This window comes from Halobacillus campisalis, assembly GCF_030345335.1.
GTDB lineage: Bacteria > Bacillota > Bacilli > Bacillales > Halobacillaceae > Halobacillus_A > Halobacillus_A campisalis.
The window spans coordinates 173,577-186,481 of the sequence record NZ_JAPVRC010000007.1 but is presented as its reverse complement, the minus strand read 5'-3'; the positions used below and the strand labels follow the sequence as shown (position 1 = coordinate 186,481).

11 protein-coding genes are annotated in these 12,905 nt (G+C 42.3%); 8 read left to right on the top strand and 3 right to left on the bottom strand.

The window, feature by feature from the left end; all coding sequences use genetic code 11:
• Positions 1–6 precede the first annotated feature (6 nt).
• Positions 7–2,022 carry a heavy metal translocating P-type ATPase gene (locus O2Q26_RS14975; RefSeq protein WP_289216674.1) on the bottom strand — a complete coding sequence of 672 codons (2,016 nt, stop codon included), beginning with the start codon at positions 2,020–2,022 and terminating at the stop codon, positions 7–9.
• Between the two features lie 223 nt (positions 2,023–2,245).
• Here O2Q26_RS14975 and O2Q26_RS14970 point away from each other — a divergent pair, with 223 nt between their 5' ends.
• The 5 genes from O2Q26_RS14970 to O2Q26_RS14950 all read left to right on the top strand — a co-directional run bounded on the left by O2Q26_RS14970 (position 2,246) and on the right by O2Q26_RS14950 (position 4,625).
• Complete coding sequence (locus tag O2Q26_RS14970) at positions 2,246–2,659, top strand: RDD family protein (protein WP_289216673.1); 414 nt, start codon at positions 2,246–2,248, stop codon at positions 2,657–2,659.
• A gap of 417 nt (positions 2,660–3,076) precedes the next feature.
• On the top strand, positions 3,077–3,487 hold the full coding sequence (locus O2Q26_RS14965) for a PH domain-containing protein (protein ID WP_289216672.1): 411 nt from the start codon (positions 3,077–3,079) through the stop codon (positions 3,485–3,487).
• A 274-nt stretch (positions 3,488–3,761) separates the two neighbouring features.
• On the top strand, positions 3,762–4,208 hold the full coding sequence (locus O2Q26_RS14960) for a hypothetical protein (RefSeq protein ID WP_289216671.1): 447 nt from the start codon (positions 3,762–3,764) through the stop codon (positions 4,206–4,208).
• A 39-nt stretch (positions 4,209–4,247) separates the two neighbouring features.
• Positions 4,248–4,433, top strand: coding sequence for a DUF4083 family protein (locus O2Q26_RS14955; RefSeq protein ID WP_289216670.1), 186 nt, complete (start codon positions 4,248–4,250; stop codon positions 4,431–4,433).
• A gap of 42 nt (positions 4,434–4,475) precedes the next feature.
• Positions 4,476–4,625 (top strand): hypothetical protein, encoded by a 150-nt coding sequence (locus O2Q26_RS14950; protein ID WP_289216669.1) that lies wholly within the window; start codon positions 4,476–4,478, stop codon positions 4,623–4,625.
• Positions 4,626–4,975: 350 nt separating this feature from the next.
• Here O2Q26_RS14950 and O2Q26_RS14945 read toward each other — a convergent pair whose 3' ends face one another.
• Entirely contained in the window at positions 4,976–6,148 is a 1,173-nt protein-coding gene (locus tag O2Q26_RS14945; protein ID WP_289216668.1) for an iron-containing alcohol dehydrogenase, read from the bottom strand.
• 144 nt (positions 6,149–6,292) lie between these two features.
• Between O2Q26_RS14945 and O2Q26_RS14940 the strand changes: the two genes are divergently transcribed.
• From O2Q26_RS14940 to O2Q26_RS14930, 3 genes are all read left to right on the top strand, one after another.
• A complete protein-coding gene (locus O2Q26_RS14940; protein ID WP_289216667.1) occupies positions 6,293–6,658 on the top strand; it encodes a winged helix-turn-helix transcriptional regulator in 366 nt (121 codons plus the stop codon).
• 890 nt (positions 6,659–7,548) lie between these two features.
• A complete protein-coding gene (fbp, locus tag O2Q26_RS14935) occupies positions 7,549–9,480 on the top strand; it encodes a fructose-1,6-bisphosphatase (RefSeq protein WP_289216666.1) in 1,932 nt (643 codons plus the stop codon).
• 248 nt (positions 9,481–9,728) lie between these two features.
• On the top strand, positions 9,729–10,535 hold the full coding sequence (locus tag O2Q26_RS14930) for an immunoglobulin-like domain-containing protein (protein WP_289216665.1): 807 nt from the start codon (positions 9,729–9,731) through the stop codon (positions 10,533–10,535).
• A gap of 348 nt (positions 10,536–10,883) precedes the next feature.
• On the opposite strand, the gene O2Q26_RS14925 is transcribed toward O2Q26_RS14930, so the two are convergent.
• Positions 10,884–12,905: a cyanophycinase gene (locus O2Q26_RS14925; RefSeq protein WP_289216725.1), complete on the bottom strand. Its 2,022-nt coding sequence runs from the start codon at positions 12,903–12,905 to the stop codon at positions 10,884–10,886.

Sequence of the window (12,905 nt, the reverse complement as noted above, 5' to 3'; positions counted from 1 at the left end):
ATATATTTAATCAGCCTTAAGCAGCTTTGCGTTAATTGCTACTACGACTGTACTTAAACTCATTAGAACAGCACCTACAGCTGGGCTGAGCACAACTCCGATAGGAGCAAGAACTCCTGCAGCTAATGGAATCGCAAAAATGTTGTAGCCAGTTGCCCACCAGAGGTTCTGGACCATTTTTCTATACGTGTTCTTAGATAAACTCAACACGGACACGATATCTTTCGGGTTGCTTTGGACGAGCACAATGTCTGCTGTTTCCACCGCCACGTCGGTACCGCTGCCGATGGCAATGCCTACATCCGCTGTAGCCAGTGCGGGAGCGTCGTTGATGCCATCTCCTGTCATAGCGACTTTCCTTCCGCTGGACTGGACTTCCTTCACCTTGTCCGACTTATGATCAGGCATGACTTCTGCATAAACCTCTTCAATATCGAGCTGCTTTGCGACCCAGTGAGCAACCTTTTCATTATCTCCAGTAAGCATGATGGAGTGGATGCCTTTGGCTTTCAGCTCGGCAATCGCTTCTTTCGCTGAATCCCGGACCATATCAGCAAGTGCGACCATCCCGATAAATTGATCGTCTACAAGTACGAAGACGACGGTTTTTCCTTCTTCAGACAGTTCAGTAAACGCTGATTGATCATACGAATACCCCTGCTCGTCCATATACCCTGGACTCATAACTTTAACGGATCTGCCGTCAATCGTTCCTTTTAGCCCTTGTCCGGTTATGGATTCAAAGTCTTCCACTTTACCGAGAGCAATCTCTTGATCCTCAGCTTTTTCTAAAATTCCTTTAGCGAGAGGGTGTTCAGAGTTTTGCTCGACGCTTGCGGCCCAGTATAAAACATCCTGTTCCGCTTGCTCGTTGGCAGGAATGATATTCGTGACCCCGAACTCACCTTTTGTCAGGGTTCCTGTTTTGTCAAAAATGACGGCGTCGATCCTTCGTGCATTCTCAAATTGAGTACGGTTTCTGATCAACAGTCCCTGTTTTGCAGATAAAGAGGTGGATACGGCCACGACAAGCGGGGCAGCTAATCCTAGAGCGTGCGGACACGTGATGACCATGACAGTTACCATTCGTTCTATTGCGACATCAAAGGAAAATCCTAAAGCGATCCATACGATGAATGTCGTAATACCGGCTCCGAGCGCTAGATAGAACAGCCATTTGGCTGCACGGTTCGCTAAGTCCTGAGCCCTCGACTTTGAATTTTGTGCTTCCTCTACAAGGGTGATGACTTTGGAAAGATACGTATCCTTTCCCGTGTTTTTTACTTGGATGGTCAGGCTTCCTTCTTTATTGATGGCGCCCCCTATCACTTCATCATCCTTGCCTTTTTCAACAGGTACAGATTCTCCAGTCAACATAGATTCATCAATGGCAGAGCTTCCGTCTGTAATTAATCCATCTACAGGGATTTTCTCTCCAGGCTTTACGAGCACAAGGTCGTCTGCATGGAGTTCGTTCAACGCGACCTCTTCCGTTTTGCCATCTTCCGTTAATCGATGCGCGGTATTTGGCATCAATTTCACCAATTCCTGAAGTGCATTCGAAGCTCCCATCACGGATCTCATTTCAATCCAATGACCTAGAAGCATAATATCAATCAGTGTAGCCAGTTCCCAGAAAAAGTTCTTTCCTGTCCAGCCGAAGACAACAAGCGAACTGTATCCATAAGCCACGACAATGGCCAGACCAATCAACGTCATCATGCCTGGATTTCTACTCTTCAGTTCATCAACAGCTCCAGTCAAAAACGGCCATCCTCCATAGAAGAAGACAAACGTAGCCAGGCCGAATAAAACGTATTGATCGTAAGGGAAAGTTAAACTAAAACCGAAAAATTCCTGAATCATGGGTGATAATAATAAAATTGGAATCGTAACGAACAAAGAAATATAAAATCTCAGTTTGAAATCCTCAATCATCGCACCATGATCGTGACCAGAATGATCGTGGTCTTCATGATGGTCATGTTCTTCTTGAGAATGAGAGTGATGATGTTGTTCCATAACGAGATCCCTCCGTTTCATCTCTATATGTTGCATACTATTACCCGGTAAGGGTATATGTAAACAGTATGAACTTTCTGCTGCTCAAATTGATTCATAAGTAGCATGAATCTAAAATCTCTATCCATCCTTTAGCATAGGCAAACTATATCTTTTTGAAACCTTTTGTAAGGTGAAATCGTTAGTATAAAAAACATACTTAGTAGAAGGAGAAGAACAGAACATGCACTTAATTACAAAAAAAAGAACCGCAGCTTTCTGTATAGACTTCGTGATTTCAACAGCCGTAACTTTCGGTGTAGAAAAGCTGCTCCGCAAAAAAGTGAAAAATGAAGCCGTACACGCATTAATCACACCGACTCTCGTCATGTGGTCGCTGGAGTACGCTCAGCTTAAGGCGAGCGGTACGACCGTTGGGTATTTGTCTATGGGGTTGGCCTTGGATAATGAAGGAGAAGGCAAGCCGACGTCAAAGCAAATCGTTAAGCGGATGGCTTATCGAGACTTGATCAGCGGTATTGATTATTGGAAAGATCGAAAAGGATTTACAATACAAGAAGGAGCCCTTATGCCGCATGACCGCTATTCTGGAACCGTTGTGAAGGAGGTGGAATCCAGCTGCTGTCGTTATTGCTGAAGACTTGATTCCGTGACATTTGGTGAGTGGATCAGGGCGGCGGGGAATGGCTCGCTTTCCGTGGGAGCGCGGTGAGCTTCCTCGGACTATTCGTCCTGCGGGATCTCACCAAGCACTCTCTTCCCACAGGAGTCTCCCCATTCCCCGCCGCCCCTAACATACATCTGCTTTTCGAAATCGCTTGAATAAGAGGCTTCTTAATAATAACGGGGGCATCACACTCCATTGATGTGGTTATAGCATTTAGTTTTGGAAACTTCCTGCACTTGAAAGTAGTTTCGAGCATCTTCCAATCTAAAGCCACCATCTCCTCCAAAAGTCTCGAAACGGAGTCTTCAAAATCGTTTAACAACGCTTTCAATAAAGGGAGTGGTCCCTCTGTATTTTTCTTCAAAAAAAGATGGTTGGTTTCTTATCATGTTCGGGGGTATTATTCTTTTTATCCTGACGATGTATATCATTGGAGGTGAGCCTGAAGGTTGGCAGCTGATCAGATATAATAGTATACCCGGGTATATCGTCTCAGGTTTAATCATCGGGCTGCTTCTATGGATATGGTTTAGAACCGGTTATACTATTGAAAAGGGCAAGGTTCATATCAGCTACGGCCCATTCAGAAAAAGTATATCGATTGAAAAAATAAAGAAACTCGGCAAGACCAGGAATCCCTTTACAGCTCCTGCGCTTTCTATTGATCGATTGGATATTCTGTATGGGGATCATCAAACGATTCAGGTATCCCCGAAGCATGAAGCAGAATTCATCCGCTTACTTACAGAAGAAAATCCCCATACTTACATTGAAGGAAAAAACCGTCTCAAAAGTTGAGGCGGGATTTTTTTGTTGTGTAGACTTCATTTCACCGTATTCCCTCATTTCGAGATATGAAGGAAGCCAGGGCGAGTGAAACTCAATGCTTCCTCATTCGTATAGAAAGTAAGCTCACAAAAACTAAGGAGGAGTTCAATGAATTTGATCATCGGGATCTTAATGATTGCCGCACCAGCAGCGTTTCTCTACTACTGGGGTAAATCTGGTTTTGGATATGAAGACAATGACGATGATTAGATAATAAAAGGCAGAGCTTTATTGGAGGTTAATGATGACTGAACAGACACTGAATAAAATCAGACGTGGCCTTCTTTACACTGCATTTCTGATGGTTGCACTCGCATTGTCCTACGTCCTGGCTTATCCACTCGAATATTCACCGCTCGGTTACGACGTAGTTGAGAAAAAGGATGATGCGGTGACCGTTCAGCCACATAACGCATTGGGAATCGAAGAAGAAAGAATCACCTATACCCCTACACAAGATGACGAGTGGAAAATGAGATGGTTAGTAGATGAAATCGCATCCCAGAAGATGCACTATCACATGTTCTTTGCTTCTATAATTGTAGCGATCTATTGGGTAGGAGTGGATTACCTTAAAGGGAAATCACTGAAAAAAGTTCTGCTGCTAAGTTTTTCAACCATTTGTTTTGCAGGAATCTCATTGATTAGCCATTTGAATGGAATAAAAGAGATAACAGAAAAATTCATTTAATCGTGCAGTATGTTGCACGTCTGTAACGGAGGGGTCTACATGTTCTTATTATTAACGACAGACAGCTTTCATGTAGGAGATATAATGTTTCAATTGTTTTTCTTCATTATTATTGTGGCTGTAGTAATAGGGATTGTCTCTTATGTAAAGAGGGACAAGAATAAAAATAAACAATTACATCGAATGGAACAAAAATTAGATGAACTGCTTGAAAGGGAGAAATAGAAGATTTTAATGAGCGATAAACGTTTATGGGGAGGAGTCTGGATGGCCAAAGCAAGTAATATCACCTCCAAGAAAAGGAAAAAGGAATTACCTCTAGGGCATGGATTCATTTGGCCGATAATAACCTTAATTCCTATAATATTGCTAGCAAGCAATGCTGCTGATGACTCTAATTATTTTATTTTAATGTAAGGTGCTGGTTTTTCGATTGTTGTTTTAACCACCATTATGGTGAATATTATAAAGCTAACGTTGAATAACAAAAATTAGGTGGGGGATAAGTAGAAATCATTTAAGTGAAATGAATGCCCACCACCGGTATCGAAGGATAAGTCAACCCCGCGTGATAGCCTCTTTACGTCCAGTTCTTACTCCATTTGGAATCAGTCCGAACATCTTGAAACTAAGTATTCAGAGTAGGGAGCTTGTATAAATATCAACACTGAATTTAACGCTTACTGAAAATCTATCAAATTATAACTCCTCGATAAATAAAAACGGAGCTTAAGGAATATCCCTAAGCTCCGTCTTTTTATCCATCATTATGCTTTTACTAAAGCTTCTTGTCCGTAGAATGAAGCTTTATAAAGCTCTTTCATTTGTTCTTCGGAAGTTTCACGCGGGTTTGTACCTGTGCATGGATCTTCCATTGCATTTTTTGCCATCGTATCAAGGTGTTTGTTGAAATCTTCTTCAGATACGCCAAAGTCCTGGAGTGTGGTGGCAAGACCAAGGTCTTTGTTTAATTGATAGATATACTCAACAAGTGAATCTGTCAATTCAGCATCTGTTTTTCCTTCAAGTCCGATACGGCGCGCAATTTCAGCAAAACGATCTTCAACTACAGCACGGTTGAATTGAATCACGTACGGCAGGAAGATGGCATTGGCATAACCATGTGGAATGCCGAATGTCGGGCCGCTTTTGTGGGCCAGGCTGTGCACGTTACCTAGTACTGCGTTCGCAAATGCCATACCAGCCATAGCTTGAATGCTGTGCATCTGCTTAGCTGCTTCTTGATCGCCTTGATAGGAAGCAAGCAGGTTATCTTTGATTACTTCTGCACTGCCAAGCGCAAGAATATCCGTATACAGGGTTCTTGGTTTAGCTACATAAGATTCGATGGAGTGCGTGAATGCGTCCATGCCTGTATAAGCAGCGATGTGTTTAGGCAGTTCTTCGATCATGACTGGATCAATAATTGCGACATCCGGCGTCAGTTCAAAGTCTGCCAATGGATATTTAACATTTGTTGTTTCGTCGGCTACTACGGAAAGGTTGGAAACTTCAGATCCACTTCCACTTGTAGTAGGAATACCGGCAAATTTCGCTTTTGTACGAAGACGTGGAAGCTCAAAAGGCTTAATGGCGTCTTCAAAAGAAAGGTCCGGGTTTTCATAAAAGAGCCAGATCGCTTTAGCGGAATCCATCGCGGATCCGCCTCCGATGCCGATAATCCAATCCGGCTGGAACGATTCAAGATCTTTTGCACCTTGTTTTACCATTTCAAATGTTGGTTCTGTATTGAAACCTTCTAACACTTCTGTTTCTATATTGGCTGCTGCCAAATGTTCTTGAATTTTCTCAAGGTTTCCGTTTCGTTTAACGGAACCTCCCCCAATGATTAATGAGGCTTTTTTTCCTTCAAATTCCCTTAGTACTTCCAGGGCGTTCTCTTCGAAATAAATATCACGTGGGATCGTAAAACGACTCATAGTAATAATAGCCTCCTTGTTGTATGATGATTTGTCACAGTATCCATTGTATAAGCTCTAGTAGTATAATAATAGTACGCACTTTTAAAACACCTAGTATCCATAATGATACCGTGCAATAGATATACGATGGGAGAGAGACGATTGACTAGACAACCAGTGCAGCAATTCAATTGTGAAAAAGAACTCACATTGTCTCTAATCGGAGGCAAATGGAAGATGATCATCCTCTGGCATTTAGGAAAAGAAGGCACAAAGCGATTTGGAGAATTACAACGTCTGCTTCCTGACATTACACAAAAAATCCTCACAAAACAGCTCAGAGAACTGGAAGAGGACAGGCTCATTCACCGCGAAGTTTATCCAGTTGTACCGCCAAAAGTTGAATACTCGCTCACGGAACACGGTGAAACATTAATTCCTATTTTAGAATCCATGTATGAGTGGGGCAGCAATTATATGGAGACGGTAGGAAAAGAGAGAGACGACGTCGAATACTCCATTTTATAAATCATTTTCATAGGTGAGTTCTGTTTGACCCATTTCTGGACCAATGGTTCGTTAGCTTATGAAGAGCAGGGGTGGATGGGAAACAACTCGCTTTCCTGCGGGGGACCTGGCAAGCTTTCTCGGGCTTCGCCCTGTGGGATCTCGCCTAGGACCATCTCCCGCGGGAGTCTCGTCGTTTCCAATCCACCCCATGCGATATGAAATGAACGAACCCTCGGGCATCAGAGGAAGCCTTTCATAAGTGATACAGAAAAAGTTCCATTCTGCACAGTTCCAGTTTACTACGGGAAGCGTGGTCACAGATGTTTCCGTTATCCTCATAAGAGCAAGAAGGTCCGGGAAATTGCAAGACTCCTTTTGTAAAAGCGGAAGCGCTTTGGTCAGCGGCGTATGGACTGGACTGAGCTGTCGGAGATAAAGGAAACACGAAGAACGGAGAGATTCGTTGTTGACTTATCGTCCAGAAGTGAAGGAAGTCTCAATAGCCGCTAAGCGCTGGAGCTGGATCGTCCCCCCATAAGATTTATGAACTGATTTATGGCTCTAGAGTAATTTACGTGTAAGAGATGGGAGAACAGTACATGGTGAGATCCCACAGGGCGTTAGCCCGAGGAAGCTCACCGTACGCCCAAGGAAAGCGAGTGATTTCCCGGACCTTCAAGCACCATTATTAGTAACGGAAAACATCGAAATATCTCGATATAACTTATCACAAAACAACAAGGAAATGTAACGGAGCTGATAGATTAAAAGCAACCGCTGAAGTGTTTGTACATTTTTCAGCGGTTTTTGCGAATTAATTTAACCATTAGGGTTCAAATTAATATTTCTCCTGTAAAATAAGAAGTGAAAAGAGTTAACAGTAATCAATTTAGAAAGGGGATACATAAATGAACTCAAAATACTTAGATTTACTGGCTAAAACATATGATACGGAAGAAAAAGTAGTCACTGAAATTATTAATCTAAAAGCCATTCTTAATCTGCCAAAAGGGACAGAGCATTTTGTCAGCGACTTGCACGGAGAGTATCAAGCGTTTCAACATGTACTTAGAAATGGTTCAGGGAGAGTAAAAGAGAAAATAACCGACCTTTTTAAGGATGAAATATCCGATAAGGAAATTGATGAATTTGCGACATTAGTCTATTATCCTGAAGAAAAAATCAAGCTGATAAAGAACGGTTTTGACAATACGAAAGAATTGAACGAATGGTACTCACAAATCATCGAACGGATGATAAAGCTCATCTCGTATGCCTCCTCCAAATATACTCGTTCGAAATTAAGGAAAGCGCTGCCCGAGCAGTTTGTGTACATTATAGAAGAACTGCTGTACAAAACGAATGATTTCATCAATAAAGAATCGTATTATTCAAAAATTGTCCAGCAGATTATTTCGCTTGGACAAGCTGACAAGCTCATCATCGGGCTTTCTTATACGACGCAGAAATTGGTAGTCGACCATCTTCACGTTGTCGGTGATATTTATGATCGTGGACCAGAACCTGATAAAATTATGGAAACTCTCATCAATTATCCATCTGTAGATATCCAGTGGGGAAATCATGATGTCCTATGGATCGGTGCGTTTGCCGGATCAAAGGTTTGTCTAGCCAATATTCTTCGTATTTGCGCCAGGTACAATAATTTAGACATTATTGAAGACGTATATGGAATCAACCTTAGGCCCCTTCTCAACCTTGCGGAGAAATACTACGATGACCATCCAGCCTTTAGGCCAAAAGTAGATTCAGACGAAAAACAATCGACGCAGGAAAAAGATCAAATTACAAAAATTCACCAAGCCATTGCCATGATTCAGTTCAAGCTGGAAAGCCCGATCATAAAGAGACGATCGTACTTTAATATGTCTGAGAGACGACTGCTTGAGAAAGTGGATTACGATAACAACGAAATTACGATTCACGGAAACACATATCCGCTTGATAACCCATGCTTCGCAACTGTCGATCCAGAGCGACCGGATCAGCTGTTAGAAGAGGAAGAACAAGTCATCGACAAGCTGCTGTTTTCTATCCAACACTCGGAAAAACTGGCAAGACATATGAATTTCCTTATGAAAAAAGGCAGCCTTTATTTGAAATATAACGGAAACCTGTTGATTCACGGATGTATTCCTTTAGACGAAAAAGGAAATATGGAAAAAATGACGATCGAAAACAAAACTTACGGTGGCCGTGACCTGCTGGATATTTTTGAATATTATTTGCGTCACGCTTTTGCTAATCCAGAACAGACAGACGATCTCGCAACAGACATGGTCTGGTATTTATGGACAGGTGAATATTCCTCCCTCTTTGGTAAAAGAGAAATGACTACCTTCGAAAGATATTTTATTAAAGATAAACAATCTCATAAAGAAAAGAAAAACCCTTATTACACCTTACGGGAACAAGAAGACATCTGCCGTAACATCCTGGCAGAATTCGACCTTAACCCTGAACAAGGACACATTATAAACGGACACACCCCCGTCAAAGAAATAGACGGAGAAAATCCAATCAAAGCCAACGGAAAAATGATCGTCATCGATGGAGGCTTCTCTAAAGCCTATCAATCTACCACAGGCATAGCTGGTTATACGTTGTTATACAACTCGTACGGCATGCAGCTAGTCGCCCATAAACACTTCAACTCCAAAGAAGACGTCCTGCTTAATGGAACAGATGTATTATCGGTGAAACGACTGGTTGATAAAGAGCTCGAGAGAAAAAAGGTTCTGGAAACGAATGTAGGAGAAGAACTACTGCAGGAAGTCTATATGTTGAATAGCTTGATGGAATATCGCTATATGAATTAAAGGTAATTCACCCTTATAATAGAACCTTTTAAATTTTGTTTTACTCATTAGTCATTTGCTCTTTTAACTTTAGAGCAAATGACTAATTTTAAAATCATATATCTTCTATTCTGGGGAGCTGCATGTTCGAAGGGGATTTTTTACTTTCATTTATATGATGAGCGGGAATGGCAGTGTTTCAGCAGCTGCCATACAATATTTGATTTAGTTGAAGTTTTTCAAGAAGTCTTAATAAGGAGGGATAAGGTATGAGGGTGATTATCTTATTACTACTTATTACCGGCTGTTCCACGATGACAGAAAACGGTGGAGCATCAAACAATATCCCCAATCAAGTCGGGGAGCCTGACGCTGAGAGTGGCATGACTGATTATAAAGATTGGACCACAGAGGGGATAAGCGAAAAAGCAGGGTATGAACCATACACAAATAAATTTTTTGAAGGAATTCATTTAACGACCACTTATCATAGGGTGGACCCAGGTGCAAAAGTGGGTACTAACGAGTCTTTTCCGAACGAGAAAATTCGCGTCCAACTCGTTGAAAGAGGAAAGGATTTAGAAGAAATTGAGGTCGTAAAAGAAGAAGTCTTTACAAAAGGTGAAAAGCTGAGGGTGCAGCTTCCTGAAAAAGAAGGAGCGGTTTACACTTACAGTCAAGAAGTCTTAAGTGAAGATCATGAAATTTTAGATACCGATGTAGCCATCTATCACGTACCGCCTGAAGAGTTAAACGCTCGTATGTATACAGAAAGAGAAGTTTTAGGAGCAGATGATACATTGGAAATTCAAGTAGAGAACTGGGGACCTACGCACTTAAACTTCGGCAAGCCTTATTCTATAGAAAAGTATAGTTCCGGAGCATGGGAAAACATATCGGGAGACCAGTCTTTCGAAATGATCGGATATCAGCTAGAACCAGGCAAAACGCATACTCAGGAAATCGATTTAGCAAGACTTGATGTAAGCTCAGGCACCTATAGGGTAATAAAAACATTCGAAGCGGCAAATACAGAGCTTTCCACACAATTGGCTGTAGAATTTGAAATTGAGTAGCCTGGTATTTTTGGGGCTAAGTCGGGATTTGAATCGTGAGCAGGTGGTTGCTCATGATGAAGCGGCAGATAATTACTAGAGGACTCAAAGCTTATTAAGGTTTCTGCAGCGAAAGCATATTCAGCTGCGCTCCTGTGTGTAAGTAAATGGACTGGTAGGCTGAAGCCTTTTTACGAGAAAGCGTACTTCATTATTTTTGCGGGGAAGTTGCCTTTGGATCATGAAAGAAAGTAATAGGTGGGGGATGGAAACGACGAGTGGTTCCCATCCCCCCTTCCTCTATTCTTAACAATACTGCTCTTCGGAGTTTTTCACAAAGAACATCAACACCGAGGATGAAGAGATCAATTATTTTTGTTTCGCAATATCAACTTCAACCGGCTGGATATCCATGTTCACATGCAAGAAAGAATAATCATCTTTATTCCCATCTTGATATCCCCAAAACCCTTCTGTGTTTTCTTCTTTACTAAATGTTAACTCAAATCCTTTTCCTTCATGAAAACTATAGCTTTTCACTTCGTCTTCGCGATAGTTATCCAGAAGGCTGTAAGATAAAAAGTTAGCCAAGGTCGGGTGAGGGGTGAGCACGCCTGAATGCGGGACGGCTTCATAATCAAAGTACTCATAATCTTTTGTCGAAACTTTAGCGTCACTGATTGTGAAAGTCTTTGTGTTCAGATCCAACGTATCTCCCGACGTGATCCATGATAATTGGATGTCCTCATATAAGGAGGGGGCGTTATCAGAATTCTCAGCTTCTGACAGGTCGACAACGGACACCCCGGCGCGTCCTGCAACTTCAAGGATTCCTGTTTGGTTATCGAAAATCAGTGCCGTATCCTCGTCGATGCCGTAAGAGAACTCCTCTTCATTACCGTGAGCGGAGGTAGTGGCAATCAATCGCCCTAACCGTGCTTTGTTATCGAAGTGCTGGTCGATGATGCCGTGCGGGAAGAAACCTAATCCTTGTTCTAAGTAGGAGGCTCCGCCTTCCTGCTGGGACATGCCGTCGTACGTATCGGTGAACCCTTTTGCTAACGTATCGTGGCTTCCGCCTCCAGCAATCATCACGTCACTCATGATGGCAGCCCCGGCACTTGTGCCGCCTAATACAGCGCCTTTTTCATAAATGGACCAAAGGCTTTCCAGAACTTCCGATTGGGTACCATCCTCGTTTAATAGTGTCGCTGTAATATCCGTTTGGTCGCCTCCGACAAACCAGATGCCGTCATATTCTTTTATTTTTTCCGCTAATTCTTGATCATTTCTATTTTTCAACCACTCACTCTCATCTTCTTCTGTTCCGCTAAAATCGTGATTGGAAAGAGGGAGGATATCGATGCTCTCTTCATCGACTCCATAATGGATCAAATCTTCTTTAAAGGTATTTGAAGATTTTAAGCTGGAACTTGCTGCTGGGATAATTCCGATGGTGGCATCGTCACCAGCTTTTGAAATGAATGCATCGTAAACTTCTTCGTTGGAGCTGCCTAAAGCTCCACCTGCCATGACTAAGCTGCCTTTGGTTTCAGGATTGAATGAAATGTCAGGTACGCTGAATGTGGAGGTGTTGTAATCTGTAATGGCCTGGTTATTTTCTTCAAAATTAATCTGAATAGGTTCAATATCCATTTTCACATGAGCTAGTGAATAAGAATCCTTCTGGCCATCCTGATAGCCCCAGAACCCATCCGTCTCTTCTTTCTGCTCAAAGTTCAGTTGAAAACCTTCGCCATCACTGTCGTAAAGATAACTCTTCACTTCATTTGCGGCTTCGTTATCGACAAGTGAATAAGAAAGGTAGTTTGGTAATGTACCATACGACGTGAGTACTCCAGTTGCCGGGAGAGGATCAAAGTTGAAATACTCGTATCCTGTGGTAGAAACCTTGTCTTCGTTGATGTTGAAGGTTTTATCGTCTGCGTTTATTTGATCTCCGGGGGATAAGAAGCTGAGATCAAGATTGTCGATTTCTTTTCCCTTTGTTTCAGCTTCAGATGGATCGATGACTGCGACGGTGCTTTTTCCTATGATATCAATGGTTTGTTCCTTGTTATGGACGACCATCGCTGTGTCTTCATCAATACCGTAAGCATAATTTCCCTGTGTCTCATACTCCAAAGCTGTAGCGGCTAGTCTGCCCAGGCGTGACCGTTCATTAAAGTGTTGGTCGACAATACCCCATTGGAAAAACCCGAGACCTTCCTCAATATAAACGGGTGCATACTCCTCGTCAGCATTGGAAACGTCTTCTGAAGTGAATTCCTGGTTGAACCCGCCAAGGCTGTCTCCACCAGTGATCATGACATCACTCATGATGGCGGCTCCGGCACTTGTCCCCCCAAGAACTGCTCCATCCTCATAAAT

Excerpts from the sequence above, each read along its gene's own strand:
- O2Q26_RS14955 (WP_289216670.1), top strand. The coding sequence starts at position 4,248 with ATGTTCTTATTATTAACGACAGACAGCTTTCATGTAGGAGATATAATG.
- O2Q26_RS14950 (WP_289216669.1), top strand. The coding sequence starts at position 4,476 with ATGGCCAAAGCAAGTAATATCACCTCCAAGAAAAGGAAAAAGGAATTA.
- O2Q26_RS14930 (WP_289216665.1), top strand. The coding sequence starts at position 9,729 with ATGAGGGTGATTATCTTATTACTACTTATTACCGGCTGTTCCACGATG.
- O2Q26_RS14970 (WP_289216673.1), top strand. The coding sequence starts at position 2,246 with ATGCACTTAATTACAAAAAAAAGAACCGCAGCTTTCTGTATAGACTTC.
- O2Q26_RS14975 (WP_289216674.1), bottom strand. The coding sequence starts at position 2,022 with ATGGAACAACATCATCACTCTCATTCTCAAGAAGAACATGACCATCAT.
- fbp (WP_289216666.1), top strand. The coding sequence starts at position 7,549 with ATGAACTCAAAATACTTAGATTTACTGGCTAAAACATATGATACGGAA.
- O2Q26_RS14960 (WP_289216671.1), top strand. The coding sequence starts at position 3,762 with ATGACTGAACAGACACTGAATAAAATCAGACGTGGCCTTCTTTACACT.
- O2Q26_RS14945 (WP_289216668.1), bottom strand. The coding sequence starts at position 6,148 with ATGAGTCGTTTTACGATCCCACGTGATATTTATTTCGAAGAGAACGCC.
- O2Q26_RS14965 (WP_289216672.1), top strand. The coding sequence starts at position 3,077 with ATGTTCGGGGGTATTATTCTTTTTATCCTGACGATGTATATCATTGGA.